We start from the raw sequence: 14,659 nt of genomic DNA on the forward strand, positions 1-14,659 counted from the left end.
ATTGGTGCACGAAGTCCGGCGATTACGGCTTCGGGGCAGGTCGCGCCTATTGGACCTCGGCGTCGGTGTCGGCTTCGGCCTCAGTCTCGGCGCCACCTTCAAGGTCCTGCTCGGTTTGCCCCTCGGTCTCGCCTCTTATGCGATCGCGGTTCGATTCGAGGCGATCCTGGGCGGGCTCGGCGGCACGCTCGATGGCGCGATCCAACCCGGGGGCGCGGGTCTTCTCATCCTCGGCCTTCGCATCCGTCTCGGCCTCGGCATCCATCTCTGACTCCATGTCGGTGTCGGCATCCATCTCTGACTCCATGTCGGTGTCGGTGTCGGCCTCGACATCCGATTCGGCGTCGGCATCGACACCCGCCTCGGCATCGGCGTCGGCATCGACACCCGCCTCGGCATCGGCGTCGGCATCGACACCCGCCTCGGCATCGGCGTCGGCATCGACACCCGCCCCGGCATCGGCGTCGGCATCGACCCCCGCCTCGGCATCAGCGCCAGCGCCGATTCCATCGGTATCGGTATCAGTACCGTCGGCAGCCCCGTCGGTGCCGCCATCGGCCGCCCCGTCGGTACCACCATCGGCGCCACCATCGGCACCCGCATCACCGCCGGCGCTGTCTTGGGCCAGCAGCAGCGAATCGCTGGCCGATCCCGTCATGGGCATGGCGGAAAAACTGCCGCCTTGAACGTCGTCTTCAAGGCTGGCCGCCTGGACCTGGGCAGTCGCGCCGGCCAGGCCTGAGAAAACCAGTGCCATGCTGGCAGCAAGTGTCTTGAGTTTCATAGCGCCTCCTCGTGCCCCGTTTTCCCTGGGGCCGGTATCCATCATCCGGGATGGCTCCTCCTTGAGCCGCTCGTCGTGACGAGTCTTGCTCCTGCTCTTACCCTGCGAGCACCGTGCCAGAAGAAAAGTTAGCCGTGTAGAATCATCAGGATATTAAATAACAACGTTTTCTTATACAGCCAGCATGGCTAACAAGTCATCGACATTTGTCGCGATATGTCGACAGGAAATAGCGGAGCGAGCCGGACGTGGCCGCCACTGTAGAAGGCGTTGGTGTCTGCATTACGCGACAGTATCGTGCGCTCCCCATGAACAGACGCCGCCCCACCGGACGCAACGAGGCCCTGCCGGTCTCCCGGCAGGGCCTCGTCATGGGCAGGCGGTGCCTCAGGCGGCGTAGCGCGAGACGTCCAGCCCGCTCGGATCGATGGCCGGTGCCTTGCCGCTCATCAGGTCGCCCAGCAGTTGGCCGCTGCCGCAGCTCATCGTCCAGCCCAGGGTACCGTGGCCGGTGTTCAGCCAGAGGTTGTCGACCCGGGTGGCACCGATGATCGGCGTGGAGTCCGGGGTCATGGGGCGCAGGCCGGTCCAGAACTCGGCCTTCGCCACGTCGCCGCCCTCGGGGAAGACGTCGCGCACCACCATGCTGATGGTGGCCCGGCGCTTCTCCAGCAGGCTCAGGTCATAGGAGGCCAGCTCGGCGGTGCCACCCACCCGGATGCGGTCGTCGAAGCGCGAGATCGCCACCTTGAAGGTCTCGTCCATCACCGTGGACTGGGGGGCGCCGCCGTCGTCGGTTACCGGCACGGTCAGGCTGTAGCCCTTGACCGGGTAGATCGGCAGCCGGATCCCCATGTCCTTGACCAGGAAGGGCGAGTAGCTACCGAGGCAGACCACATAGGCATCGGCGGTGAGCTCACCCTCGCTCGTCACCACGCTCTCGATGCGGCCGGCCGTGCGCTTGAGGCGCTGGATCTCGACATTGAAGCGGAACGCGACGCCGAGTCGCTCCCGACAGTAATCGGCCAGGCGATTGGTGAAGAGGTAGCAGTCGCCGGTCTGGTCGTCGGGCAGGTGCAGGCCGCCGACGAACTTGCCGGGCACCCGGGCCAGCGCCGGTTCCACCGCGGCGAGCTCGTCGGCACCCAGCAGCCTGTGGCGTACGCCGCACTGCTCGAGCACCTTCATGTCCTTGCCCACGGCCTCCACCTGCGCTTCACTCCTGAACAGCTGCAGCAGGCCGCGCTGGCGGTCCTCGTAGCGGATACCGGTCTCCTCGCGCAGGGCATTGATGCAGGCGCGGCTGTGCTCGGCGACGCGTACCATGCGCTCCTTGTTCACCGCATAGCGCTCGGGGTTGCAGTTGCCCAGCATCTGCATCATGAAGCGCGCCATGATCGGATCCATCTTCGGCTGGATCTTCAGCGGAGCGTGCTCCTGGAACATCCACTTGACGGCCTTCTGGGGGATACCCGGCGCTGCCCAGGGTGAGGAGAAGCCGAACGAGACCTGGCCGGCGTTGCCGTAGCTGGTCTCCAGTGCCGGCGACGGCTGGCGATCCACCACCGTGACCTCATGGCCCTGACGGGCCAGGTAATAGGCGCTGGTGACGCCAACGACGCCGCTGCCGAGAATCAGTACCTTCATGGGCTCTCCCCCTTGGCTTCCGTTGTTGGATGGCCTTGCGCTTGTGATCGATGACGCAACGCAACTCGCCCGGCACGGCTGCCTGACGACGGAGGAAGTATAAGGAGACATCACTAGTGATTGATTCTGTTTTTCTACAAAAATATAACTTATAGAATTATATTTTAATATTTTTTTAGGGTTTTTATGTATTATTTTTATTTATTCCAGATGATTCATCCACTACGGAATCGGCCTGCCGCCGTGGACTGGCAAGGACGCGCCGAAACACCTGCCAGGCCGCCAGTCCCGCCAGCAGATTGCCCAGCGCCGCGCCCAGGGCGAGCCCCGTGAGGCCACCCAGCCAGGCTCCGACCCAGAGGCAGGGCAGGTAGAAGAGAAACAGCCGCGCCGCAGACATCAGCATGGCCCGCAGTGGCCAGCCGAGGGCATTGCCCGCCGAGACCACCAGCATGCAGACACCGAGAGCGGCGTAGCTCGGCAGCAGGCAGCGGATCAGCATCGCCAGGTCATCACGCACCTCGGGGTTGCCCGAGAGCACCAGGGCCACCCAGGGCGACAACAAGGCCAACACCAGTCCCAGCCCCAGTTGCCAGAGCACCACGACCCGAAATGCCAGGTGCATCAGGCGGCGTACCTGCTCCCAGTCTCCCGCTCCGTAGCAGCGTCCCAGCCAGGGCGGCAGCGACATGGTCATGGCCAGCACCACCATCAGCGACACGCTCTCCAGGCGGCTGGCCAGCCCCCAGGCCGCCACCGGGGCCTCGCCGAGGGTGGCCACCACCGAGATCGCCAGCATGGCGGCCAGCGGCGGCATCAGCTGACCGATCATGGCCGGGCCGGCGATGCCGGCGAAGGGGCGCGCCGAACGACGCCACTCGGCGGAGAGACCATCCCGGGTCAGCCAGTTGGTCCGCCGCAGGCGCCGCCCCAGCACCAGCAGGCCACAGGAGAAGGCGATGGCCGTGGCCCAGGCCGCCCCGGGGAGCCCGAGCCCGCCCCAGGGGCCGACGCCGAAGATCAGCAGCGGATCGAGCACCAGGTTGACCAGGCTGGTGACCACCATGATCTTGCCCGGTAACCGGGTATCGCCATGGGCCCGGAACAGGCTGTAGCCGAAGTAGAGCCCAGCGCCCAGCCAGGCCGCCAGCAGCTGTGGCGCCCAGTAGGCACGAATCAGCTCCCGGGTCGCCGCATCGGCGCCCAGCCCCGCGAACACTGGCCCCTGGACGGCCCACAGCAGCATGGCCAGCAACGCGATGATGCCCGTACCGGCCAGCAGCACCAGGCTGCCCAACCGCCGGGCACGCCCCTGCTGCCCTGCCCCCAGGGCACGGGAGACCAATGCCGCGATGGCGATGCCCAGCCCCACCTGGATGCCGATGATCAGGAACGACAGCGGGAAGGTGAACGACTGGGCGGCCAGCGGCGTCGTCCCCAGGCGGGCGATGAAGGCGCTGTCGACGAGCTGGAAGCCGAGCAGCGCCAGTACGCCGATGGCCATGGGCCAGGTCTGGCGCCAGAGGGTCGGGCCCAGGGTGGCAGTAGAAGCGATTTTCGTCACGACGGCTCCAGTGCGAGAGCGAGCGCCGTATTCTACGCAAAAGTCCAGCCGTACTCAGCTCGACAGGCTTCCGAGACTCGGCACCACCCCGACGAGCAGCCGCTCGATGGCAGCGGCGGGCATGGGACGATAGAAATAGAATCCCTGCACCAGATCGCAGTGTATCTCGCGGACCAGGGCGAGTTGCTCGGCGTTCTCGACTCCCTCGGCCACGACCTCGAGCCCCAGGCGATGGCCGATGAAGACCGCCGCCTCCATGATGGCACGATCCTCGGGCTGCCCGGGTCCATCCCGAACGAAGGAGCGGTCGATCTTCAAGGACGTCACCGGGAACTGCTTCAGGTAGCTCAGTGACGAGTAGCCGGTACCGAAGTCGTCGATGGCGATGCGGAAGCCGCGATGGTGCAGGGAACGCAATCCCTCGAGGATGCGCGCATCGGCTTCGATCAGCACGTTCTCGGTGAGCTCGATACCGATCTCTCGCGGCCCGAGATGGTGGCGACGAAGGTGGGCCTCGAGTCGTTCGAAGACATCGTGCCGTCCCATCTGCCGTCCGGAAAAGTTGATGTCGATGCGCTCCAGCTTCATGCCGGCTTCCCGCCACAACGCCCTCTGCCGGCAAGCCTCCTGCATGACCCAGTCGCCCAGGCGATGGATCAGCCCGGAACGCTCGGCGACGGGAATGAATTCCTGGGGCGAGACCGGTTGCCCATGGGGCGGCGTCCATCGCAGCAAGGCCTCAAGATTCTCGATCTGGCCACTAACCGCCGACACCTGAGGCTGGTAGTGCAGGGAAAGTTCATCGTTGTCGAGGGCATGCTCGAGGCTCTCGGCCAGGCGGTGCTGTCGTACCAGCTCGTCGTGCAGATGCTGGTGGAAGAACTGCAGCCCCCCTCGCCCCTCCAGCTTGGCCCGGTTCTTGGCCACATCGGCATTGCGGATCAGCTCGCGGGCGCCCGTGCCGTTGTCGGGAAACAGGCAGACCCCCAGGCTCGCCGTGATGCCGCGTTTGTGTCCCTCCAGGCCGAAGGGTCGCCGGAAGACCTCCTGCACCTTGTGCAGGACACGCATGACATCGTCTTCCCTGTGCAAGCCGGGAAAGGCCAGCACGAACTCGTCACTCGAGACCCGCGACATCAGGTCCGTGGCTCGCAGTTGCTCGCTCAGTCGTCGGCTCAGCTCGATCAGCAGGCGATCTCCCTCCTCGTAGCCGAGGGCATCGTTGATCTCGACGAAGCGATCGATGTCGAGGTAAAGCAGCGCCAGGCCGAGGCCCCGTCGGCGACAGCCATCGAGGACCTCGTCGAGATTCGCCTCGAAGGTCTGGCGGTTGGGCAGGTGGGTCAGGCGATCGAAGCGAGTGGCGAACTCCAGATCGCGATGGGCCCGCTTCTGGTCGGAGAGGTCCACGTCGACACAGAACATGAGTGGCTCGTCGGTGTGCTCGTTGAGCATGACGTGGTGGGAGAAGACGGGAACCAACTCACCACTCTGATGCTTGAGCTCCAGCTCGCCTGCGGGAATCTCGACGCCTTCGTGTATCCACGCGCGATGGGCCGCAATGACGCCATCGCGCATGACGTCGGGAATGATCAGGTCCTCGAGCAACTCCCCCTGTGCCTCATCCGGCGCGTAACCGTAGAGACGAGTGCTGGCCTCGTTCCAGTAGATCACGCGACGGTCGCGGTCGTACCCCTGCACCGCCACCTTCGGCAGGCTCTCCAGCAGCGCCCTGAAGCGCTGCTCGCTCTCCAGATACTGGCGCCGCACACGCTCCACGTCCCCCTGGCCACCCCTTGCGGTGGCAGGCGAATCGCGTCGAGTCACTGGCCGTTTCGGCAGCCACTGCCCCAACCACTGCCTGAGACGGGAGTCGCGGGCGAACATTCACATCCTCATCGTCGGGGAACGACGCCGGCCCACCCTCACGGCCCGGGAGGCCTGATCATGCGGGCGCCTAGCTCTTACATCCTACACCTCCCTGTCGCCTGCCTCCTACATCCTTCATCGGCGTGGTCCCAACTATCCCATACCACTGGTCGAGATCCATCACCACATTTGTAAATTGTAAGTACATTTCTTTGACATTTCATTGCATTTATTTTCATTTTTCTCCTGTGGGTCGGACTTTTGTCCGACTTCGCACGGGCAATTCTGCCCTCTCGACAGGAGAAAACTCTCATGAAACTCGAGACCCTGAAGTATGGCTTCGACCTCACCGGCATGCCTATGGATCTGCTGGCGGACTACTGGTCTTCGACAGTGGCCACCTCGCTGGCACAACAGGACTGGGCACTGACCGAGGTGCGCTCACGCCTGGACCTGGAGGCCTGGCAGGCCTTCACCGACGACCTCCCACGGGACCCCTACGTCAACCGGCGCTGGAAGCGCATGTCCTGGCTGGCACTCGATGAGCTGGGCGACGTCAGGGAGATGGGGCACTGCCCCATGGCACAGGGCGGTGCCTTCAACGACGCCGAGAGCATGGCCGACCGCCTGCGTTACTACGATCCCCTGGCGCCCGATTTCCTGGCCCGCCCCGACGTCAAGGCGTTCGTGCGCGCCTGGGCGAGGCTGTGGAACCTCGGTGCCAACGAGCCGATCCTGATGCAGATCACCGGGGTTCGTGGAGAGGAGCTGGTCGACCCGCTACAGGGACAGGGCATCCACGCCGACGGCTGCAAGGCCCTCAGCATCCTGGTGCTCAAGCGGAACAACGTTAGCGGCGCAGACAACCACCTCTACGCCGACAAGGCCGGCACCCGGCCGCTCGCCGATGCCACCCTGGCCCCCGGCGACATCCTGCACCTGCACGATGACCGGCTCTACCACAGCGTGGATGGCATCACCCAGGAGGATCCCACCGCGCCCTTCGAGCGCTTCATCATCATCATCAACAGTCGCTTCGTGGATGACTTCCAGAACCGCATGCTGCGGCGCCACTTCCCCGACGCGGTACTCAACGAGACCCGTTGACCCGCAGACCCACGGCGGCCGCGGGCAGAAATCAAACGCTGCCATGGCGGGTCATCACCACAACGCGACACCCCCGGGCCGAGGGCCCGGGGGTGTCGTCGTTACAGGGTAATGGGAGGCTTACTGGCGCACGCCCTCGAAGGTCACGTAGAGCTCGAGCTCGTGCATTGCCTCGGGGAAGTCACTCATGTCGATGCCGAAGTCGGCCAGGGTCAGCATGGTGCTGCCCTCGAAGCCGGCGCGATAGCCGCCCCAGGGATCCTCGCCCTCGCCCATCAGGGTCACCGGCATCTCGATCTCGCGGGTCTCGCCGTGCAGGGTCAGGTCACCGGTCAACACGCCCTCGTCGCCGCCGTTGGGCGTGAAGCCGGTGGAGACGAAGGTGGCGGTCGGATACTCACCGGCATCCAGGAAGTCGCTGCTGATGAAGTGCTTGTCACGCTCGGCGTTGTTGGTGGTCAGGCTGTCCGCCTGCACTTCCATCTCGACGCTTGCGGCTTCGAGGTCCTCGGGATCGTACTGGAACTGGCCCGAGAACTCCTCGAAGTTGCCGAGGATGTAGGAATAGCCGAGGTGGTTGATCTTGAACTGGATGAAGGCATGCTGGCCTTCGGTGTCGATCACGTAGTCGTCGGCCTGGGCCTGGGCAAGCGGCACCAGGGCGGCGGCGGCGAGGGCGGTGGCGAGTGCGGTCTTCTTCAGCATCGGTGATGTCTCCTTGGGGGTCGGGTCCACTCGAGGGCGGAGGAACGTACACGGAGGCGCCCGGCTCAGGGTCGCCGGCAATGCGCCGGCTTGATTATCCGCGTGAGCACGTCGTGGCGATCGACGAGATGGTGCTTGAAGGCGGCCAGGGCGTGGCCCACGGCGAGCAGGATCAACGCCAGGGCGCTGTACCAGTGGACCTCGCCGGCCAGGGTGGCCTGGTTGGGCAGATCACTGACCAGTGCCGGTACCACGAAGGCATCGAACACCTCGATCCCCTTGCCGTCGGCGGTGGAGATCAGGTAGCCGCTGACCAGCACCACCAGCATCAGCGCGTAGAGGGCGATATGACCGAGGTGGGCGGCGAGGCGCTCGAGGCGATGGCCGCGGGCGGCCGGGGTCGGCTGCACGAACCGCCAGGCCAGGCGCAGCAGGGTGGCAAACAGCACCAGCATGCCCGTGGAGCGGTGCCACCAGGGGGCCAGGTTGTACCAGCTGTCGTAGTAGCCCAGGCCGGTCATCCACCAGCCCAGGGCGAACAGGCCGACGATGGCGATCGCCAGGCTCCAGTGCAGCAGGATGCTGACGAGTCCCCAGCCACTCTCCGTGTTGCGCCACATGCTTTCGTTCCTCGGGTGCCTCGATGACGATGGCGGGAAGCATACCGCAGCGCATCATGCGTATCCGCTGAAAAAAGCCGAATGCACCATTCGGAAAAACCGCATGCCGCCCGTCACGGGGACGTGACGGGCGCACGGGATCAGCGCTCGGCGAGCACCTCCAGCAGCAACCGGGCGGTCGGGGCACTGGAGGCGGGGTTCTGTCCGGTGACCAGTAACCCGTCACGCACCTGGAAGGGAGCGAAGTCGTCGTCGCTGCGCTCGTAACGGGCCCCCTGGGCTTTCAGCGCGTCCTCGAGCAGGTGCGGGACCACCCCGACCAGGCCCACGGCCTCCTCTTCGCTATTGGTGAAGCCGGTGACGCGCCTGCCCTTGACCAGCGGCTCGCCGGCAAGGGTACGGGCCCCAAGCAACACCGTGGGCGCATGGCAGACCGCCGCCACCGGACGGTTCGCCGCCAGGAAGCCCTCGATCAGGCGGCGGGAGTCGGCGTCACCGGTGAGGTCCCACAGCGGGCCATGGCCCCCCGGGTAGAAGACGGCGTCGAAGTCGGCCACCTCGATGTCGCAGAGTTTCCGCGTAGCGGCGAGTCGCGTCTTGGCGTCGCTGTCGGCCTCGAAGCGTCGGGTCTCTTCGGTGAGGGCCCCTTCCGCCAGGGAGTTGGGGTCCACCGGCGGCTGGCCGCCGGCCGGGGAGGCCAGGACGATCTCGGCACCGGCGTCCTTGAACACATAGTAGGGCGCGGCGAATTCCTCGAGCCAGAAGCCGGTGGCATGGCCGGTATCGCCCATGCGGTCGTGGGACGTCAGCACCATCAGGATCTTCATCAGGGCCCTCCTGGGCGGCAATGGATGGATCTCCCGACTAAGGATGGCGGCAGCGGCTGCGAGTTCAAGGCACGAGGCGGTAACGAAGGGTAACACCCCGCCGACGGCGGGGCACGGCGCTCAGATCAGGGCGTCGAGGCCACGGGCCAGGTCGGCGCGGATGTCGTCGAGGGACTCGAGCCCCACCGCCACGCGGATCAGTCCTTCATTGATGCCGGCGGACGCCCTCTGGCCGTCGGAGAGCCGGCCGTGGGTGGTGGTGCCGGGATGGGTGATGGTGGACTTGACGTCGCCCAGGTTGCCGGTGATCGAGAGCAGGCGGGTGGCATCGATCACCGACCAGGCCGCCTCGCGGCCGCCCTTCACCTCGAAGCCCAGCACCGCACCGAACCCCTGCTGCTGGCGGGCGGCGAGTTCATGCTGGGGGTGGCTCGGGAGTCCGCTGTAGTGGACCCGCGTCACCGCCGGATGCGCCTCCAGCCACTCGGCCAGGGCCTGGGCGTGCTCGCAGTGGGCGCGCATGCGCAGGTTCAGGGTCTCGAGCCCCTTGGTGAAGAGCCAGGCGTTGAACGGGCTCAGGCACGGGCCGCAGGTACGCACCACCCCGAACAGTTCCTCGAGTTCCTTGTCTCGCCCCACCACCGCTCCACCGATGGCACGGCCCTGCCCGTCCAGGTACTTGGTGGCGGAGTGGATCACCAGGTCGGCACCGAGCGCCAGCGGCTTCTGCAGTGCCGGGGTCAAAAAGCAGTTGTCGATGGCCAGCAGCGCATCGTGCCGGTGGGCGATCTCGGCCAGCGCCGCGATGTCGACCACCTCGGAGAGCGGGTTGGAGGGCGTCTCGGCGAACAGCAGTTTCGTCGCCGGGGTCATCGCCGCTTCCCAGGCGTCGAGGTTCGACAACTCCACGTAGCGGGTGGTGATGCCGAGCTTGCCGAGGTACTTGTCGAACAGGCTGACCGTCGAGCCGAACAGCGAGCGCGAGGCGACGATCTCGTCGCCGGCCTGCAGCAGCGCCAGGGCAGTGGCCAGTATCGCCGCCATGCCGGAGCTGGTGGCCACGCAGCGCTCGCCGCCTTCCATGGCCGCCAGGCGCTTCTCGAAGGTCCGCACAGTGGGGTTGGTGAAGCGCGAGTAGATGTTGCCCGGTTCCTCGCCACCGAACTTGCGCGCCGCCTCGGCCGCGCTGCCAAAGACGAAGCTCGAGGTCGGGAAGATCGGCTCGCCGTGCTCTTGTTCGTGGGTGCGGACATGGCCGGCGCGAATCGCCAGGGTCTCCAGGTCCCAGTCCGGTGTCTGGTCGTCGTGCATGGTCCGCCCCTCAATCATCGATGTCGTCATCCTGGTTGTGCATCCCCACCAGGGCGTGGTCGCCGGCGCTCTGCTCCTGCTTGGCGGCGTCGTTGCGCGATGCCTCGAGGTCCGAGAGATAGGCCTCGTCGATGTCGCCGGTGACGTAGTTGCCGTCGAACACCGAACAATCGAACGCCTCGAGGTTTGGATTGACTTCGCGACAGGCGACCTTCAGGTCCTCGAGATCCTGATAGAAGATGCGGTCGGCGCCGATCAGCTCGCCCACCTCGGCCTCGCTGCGGCCATGGGCGATCAGCTCGCTGGCCGCCGGCATGTCGATGCCATAGACGTTGGGGTAGCGTACCGGCGGCGCGGCCGAGGCGAAATAGACCTTGTTGGCGCCGGCTTCCCGGGCCATCTGGATGATCTGCTTGCAGGTGGTGCCGCGCACGATGGAGTCGTCCACCAGCAGCACGTTCTTGCCCTTGAACTCGATGTCGATGGCGTTGAGCTTCTGGCGCACCGACTTCTTGCGCTGGGTCTGGCCGGGCATGATGAAGGTCCGCCCGATGTAGCGGTTCTTCATGAAGCCTTCTCGGTAGGTCACCCCCAGGTGCTGGGCGAGCTCAAGGGCCGAGGTGCGCGAGGTGTCGGGAATCGGGATCACCACGTCGATGTCGTGCTCCGGCCACTCGCTCTGGATGCGATCGCCGAGCTTGCGCCCCATCTGCATGCGGGTGCCGTAGACATAGGCGCCGTCGAGGATGGAGTCGGGGCGGGCCAGGTAGACGTGCTCGAAGATGCAGGGTACGAGCCGCGGCCGGTCCGCACACTGCTGGGTATGAATGGTGCCGGACATGTCGACGAAGATCGCCTCGCCCGGGTCCAGGTCGCGGTGCAGTTCGAAGCCACCGACGTCCAGCGCCACCGATTCGGAGGCGATCATCACCTCCTGCCCCTGGCCCTCGTCGCGGGTACCGAACACCACCGGGCGGATGCCATGGGGATCGCGGAAGGCGACCATGCCGACACCGTTGATGATCGCCACCGCGGCGTAGCCCCCCTTGCAACGGCGGTGGACGCGCCGTACCGAGTCGAAGATGTCGCCGGGCTCGAGGTGCAGCCCCTGCTTGCCCAGCTCGTGGGCGAAGACGTTGAGCAGCACCTCGGAGTCTGAGCTGGTATTGATATGACGCAGGTCGGAGGAGAACAGCTCCTGCTTGAGCTGGTCGGAGTTGGTCAGGTTGCCGTTGTGGGCGAGCGTGATGCCGTAGGGCGAATTGACGTAGAAGGGCTGCGACTCCGCCTCGCTGGCGGAACCCGCGGTGGGGTAACGCACATGGCCGATGCCCACGTTGCCCTTGAGGCGCGCCATGTGGCGGGTATGGAAGACGTCCCGCACCAGGCCGTTGCTCTTGCGCAACAGGAAGCGGCCCTCATGCCAGGTCATCATGCCGGCGGCATCCTGTCCGCGATGCTGGAGCACCGTCAGGGCGTCATAGATGCCCTGGTTCACCGCCTGCTTGGCCATCAGGCCCACGATACCGCACATTCCACCTTACCTCGCTTGCCTTGGTTCAGGACGGCCATGCCATTCACCGCCCCGGGATTCACATGTCAGGGGTCGTCGTCGCCTCGCCGGCCCGGTCGGCATCCGGTGCGATGCCGGCCTGGCGACCGTTGCCGGGCAGGGTAATCTCGCGCAGCGACTCCGGCGTCTCGGGAATGTCTCCGTCCCATGCCTCGAGCTGGCTCACCGCCCAGTCGCGCAGTTGCTCGAAGGTCGGGCGCAGTTCGGCATCCTGCCACGCCTCGAGCTGGGCCAGGGGCGTGAGGGTGATCAGGATGGTGCCCAGCACCAGGATCGCCGCACCCTTGGCGGTACCGAAGGCGGCCCCCATCAGCCGGTTGAACAGCCCCATGCCGACCCACTCGATGGCGGCATGCACCATGCGGATGACGATGCCGCACACCAGCACCACGGCGAAGATCACCAGGATGAAGGCCAGCACCAGCCGGGCATCGGGGTTGTCGATCAGACCGGCCAGCAGGTCCGCCACCGGCTCGGCCAGCAGCCGCGCCGCGAACAGGGCGATGATCCAGGCGGCGAGCCCCAGCGCCTCGCGGATCAACCCCCGCAGGAAGCCGGTCAGGGTGGTCACGGCCAGCACGGCGAGGAAGATCCAGTCGATCCAGGTCAACGCCATGCTCACTCCCTCACCCGGACCAGCAGGCCCTGGAGGTTGGCCCTCTCCTTGAGTTCGCCCATGGCCCGCTCCCCGGCTTCCGAGGAGTCATAGGGCCCCACATAGACGGTGGTCAGGTCGTTGTCCCGCGGGCGGCTGAAGACAGTGAACCCCTGCTCCTCCAACTGCGCCTCGAGACGCTCGGCATTGGCCGGTTCGCCGAAGCTGCCCACCTGCACCGCCCACTCGCCGGTGGCAGCCGCCGGCATCGGCGCGGCGTCGGCGCCCTCGGAGCGATCGGCGCTCTCGGCGAGGCGCTGATCCGCGGCCCTGGCCAGCTCGGCGATGGGATCGGCATCCACGACTGGCTCGCGCGGCGGCTCGGCGGCGGGCGGCGCGACCGCCTCCGCCATGACCTCCTCGGAAGGTGCGGCGTCCACCTCCTCGGGCGGCGCCTCGACACCACTGCGTTCGTCGCCCGGGACGGCTGCCTCGCCCTCCCCCGGCTCGCGGGGCGTCACACCCGAAGGCGGCTGGATCTGTCCCAGGCTCGCCGGAGGTTGCGGGTCCGGTACGTCACGGCGCTCGACGTCGACCGGCTGCTCGATGGTCAGCACCGGCTGGGGGCGTTCGCTGCGCGGGGCGGGCTCGTCGAACAGCATGGGGACGAAGATCACCGCCAGGGCGATCAGGATCACTGCTCCGCTGAGGCGTTCTCGCATTCCGTACTTCATGGGGCTCCCTCGATGGCCGTCTCATCCGCTTCAGTCTGCGCCGACGACTGCCACCACGCCAGTACCTCGCCCACGGTGAAGAAGGAACCGCACACCAGCACCCGGTCCTCGGGGGCGAGACGGGCAGCCAGCCAGGAGGCCCCCTCGGCGGGGGACGCGGCGCGGTGCCATACGTCCTCGCCACGGGCGACGAGGCGCTCGGCGAGGTCATCGGCGGTGCGCGCCCGCTCGCCGGCCAGGCCGACCGCCACCCAGGCGTCCACCGCCGGCGCCAGCGCCGTCATCACGCCGTCGGCATCCTTGTCGCCGAGCATGCCGAGCAGGGCGATGGTGCGACCGGCGCAGGGGCGTGCCTGCAGTCGCTCGGCCAGGTAGGTCGCCGCGTGGGGATTGTGTCCCACGTCCAGGCACCACCGCCCCAGCCACTGCATGCGGCCGGGCAGCTCGACCCGGGCCAGGGCCCGGTGGCAGGTGTCGGGGTCGAGGGGCAGGCCGGTAAGCGCCAGGGCCTGCAGGGCCGTCGCGGCGTTGTCCAGCGGCAGGCCGGGGTCGGGCAAGCCGGCAAGCGTCAGGGACTCGCCCGCCCCGCCCTGCCCCGCCCAGGTCCAGCCGTCGGCGTCGCCCTGGCGCCGGAAGGCCTCGCCCAGGACGTACACCGCCGCGCCCAGCTCGCTCGCCACCGCCCTGACGCTCGCCGGCAACGTCATGCTGCCCAGCACCGCGGGACGGCCGGCGCGCAGGATCCCGGCCTTCTCGCGGCCGATGCCCTCCAGGTCGTCGCCGAGGAAGGCGGCATGGTCCCGGGCCACGGTGGTCACCACCGCCACGTCCGGGTCGATCACGTTCACGGCATCGAGCCGCCCACCGAGCCCCACCTCGAGGATCGCCAGATCGGGAGGCCGACGGGCGATGGCATGCAGGGCGCCGAGGGTGCCGACCTCGAAATAGGTCAGGCTCACTGGCTCGCCGTCGAGGCGCGCCTTCTCCACCGCGGCGAAGCCATCGATCAGGGTGGCATCGTCGGCTTCCATTCCGGCCAGGCGCAGGCGCTCGTTGTAGCGCAGCAGGTGGGGGGAGGTGTAGGCGACCGTGGAGAGACCATGGGCCCGGGCCAGCGCCTCGAGCATGGCCACCGTGGAGCCCTTGCCGTTGGTCCCCGCCACGGTGATCACCCGCCCGGCAAGCGGCGCCTCGAGCAGCCCCATGCGGCGCGCGACCTCGGCCACGCGTTCGAGGCCGAGGTCGATGCCCACCGGATGGGCCGCTTCCAGCCGGGCCAGCCAGGCGTCGAGGGAAATGGGCAGGGCCGCGTCACACATGTCG

At 67.0% G+C, this 14,659-nt stretch carries 13 protein-coding genes; 1 reads left to right on the forward strand and 12 read right to left on the reverse strand.

Annotation, left to right across the window (positions count from 1 at the left end):
• Positions 1 to 46 precede the first annotated feature (46 nt).
• From QLQ85_RS13545 to QLQ85_RS13560, 4 genes are all read right to left on the reverse strand, one after another.
• Entirely contained in the window at positions 47 to 784 is a 738-nt protein-coding gene (locus QLQ85_RS13545; protein WP_282739473.1) for a midas domain-containing protein, read from the reverse strand.
• A gap of 387 nt (positions 785 to 1,171) precedes the next feature.
• Positions 1,172 to 2,431, reverse strand: a complete 1,260-nt coding sequence (locus QLQ85_RS13550; RefSeq protein WP_282739474.1) for a D-amino acid dehydrogenase — start codon at positions 2,429 to 2,431, stop codon at positions 1,172 to 1,174.
• 184 nt (positions 2,432 to 2,615) lie between these two features.
• A complete protein-coding gene (locus QLQ85_RS13555) occupies positions 2,616 to 3,935 on the reverse strand; it encodes an MATE family efflux transporter (RefSeq protein WP_282739510.1) in 1,320 nt (439 codons plus the stop codon).
• A gap of 114 nt (positions 3,936 to 4,049) precedes the next feature.
• Positions 4,050 to 5,882 (reverse strand): putative bifunctional diguanylate cyclase/phosphodiesterase, encoded by a 1,833-nt coding sequence (locus QLQ85_RS13560; protein ID WP_282739475.1) that lies wholly within the window; start codon positions 5,880 to 5,882, stop codon positions 4,050 to 4,052.
• A gap of 294 nt (positions 5,883 to 6,176) precedes the next feature.
• Between QLQ85_RS13560 and QLQ85_RS13565 the strand changes: the two genes are divergently transcribed.
• Positions 6,177 to 6,971, forward strand: a complete 795-nt coding sequence (locus QLQ85_RS13565) for a 2OG-Fe dioxygenase family protein (protein ID WP_282739476.1) — start codon at positions 6,177 to 6,179, stop codon at positions 6,969 to 6,971.
• Between the two features lie 120 nt (positions 6,972 to 7,091).
• Here QLQ85_RS13565 and QLQ85_RS13570 read toward each other — a convergent pair whose 3' ends face one another.
• The 8 genes from QLQ85_RS13570 to folC all read right to left on the reverse strand — a co-directional run bounded on the left by QLQ85_RS13570 (position 7,092) and on the right by folC (position 14,655).
• Positions 7,092 to 7,676 carry a YceI family protein gene (locus tag QLQ85_RS13570; protein WP_282739477.1) on the reverse strand — a complete coding sequence of 195 codons (585 nt, stop codon included), beginning with the start codon at positions 7,674 to 7,676 and terminating at the stop codon, positions 7,092 to 7,094.
• A 65-nt stretch (positions 7,677 to 7,741) separates the two neighbouring features.
• Entirely contained in the window at positions 7,742 to 8,296 is a 555-nt protein-coding gene (locus tag QLQ85_RS13575; RefSeq protein WP_282739478.1) for a cytochrome b, read from the reverse strand.
• Positions 8,297 to 8,436: 140 nt separating this feature from the next.
• Complete coding sequence (locus QLQ85_RS13580; RefSeq protein WP_282739479.1) at positions 8,437 to 9,123, reverse strand: type 1 glutamine amidotransferase domain-containing protein; 687 nt, start codon at positions 9,121 to 9,123, stop codon at positions 8,437 to 8,439.
• Between the two features lie 120 nt (positions 9,124 to 9,243).
• Positions 9,244 to 10,434 carry an O-succinylhomoserine sulfhydrylase gene (locus QLQ85_RS13585; RefSeq protein WP_282739480.1) on the reverse strand — a complete coding sequence of 397 codons (1,191 nt, stop codon included), beginning with the start codon at positions 10,432 to 10,434 and terminating at the stop codon, positions 9,244 to 9,246.
• Positions 10,435 to 10,444: 10 nt separating this feature from the next.
• Positions 10,445 to 11,968 (reverse strand): amidophosphoribosyltransferase, encoded by a 1,524-nt coding sequence (gene purF, locus QLQ85_RS13590; RefSeq protein WP_282721684.1) that lies wholly within the window; start codon positions 11,966 to 11,968, stop codon positions 10,445 to 10,447.
• Between the two features lie 58 nt (positions 11,969 to 12,026).
• Positions 12,027 to 12,623, reverse strand: a complete 597-nt coding sequence (locus QLQ85_RS13595) for a CvpA family protein (protein ID WP_282739481.1) — start codon at positions 12,621 to 12,623, stop codon at positions 12,027 to 12,029.
• A gap of 2 nt (positions 12,624 to 12,625) precedes the next feature.
• Positions 12,626 to 13,336 carry an SPOR domain-containing protein gene (locus QLQ85_RS13600; protein WP_282739482.1) on the reverse strand — a complete coding sequence of 237 codons (711 nt, stop codon included), beginning with the start codon at positions 13,334 to 13,336 and terminating at the stop codon, positions 12,626 to 12,628.
• On the reverse strand, positions 13,333 to 14,655 hold the full coding sequence (folC, locus tag QLQ85_RS13605) for a bifunctional tetrahydrofolate synthase/dihydrofolate synthase (RefSeq protein WP_282739483.1): 1,323 nt from the start codon (positions 14,653 to 14,655) through the stop codon (positions 13,333 to 13,335). Before folC ends, QLQ85_RS13600 begins: the two co-directional genes overlap by 4 nt.
• Between the last annotated feature and the right edge of the window lie 4 nt (positions 14,656 to 14,659).

The sequence above is a fragment of the Halomonas kalidii genome (assembly GCF_030010475.1).
Lineage (GTDB): Bacteria > Pseudomonadota > Gammaproteobacteria > Pseudomonadales > Halomonadaceae > Halomonas > Halomonas heilongjiangensis.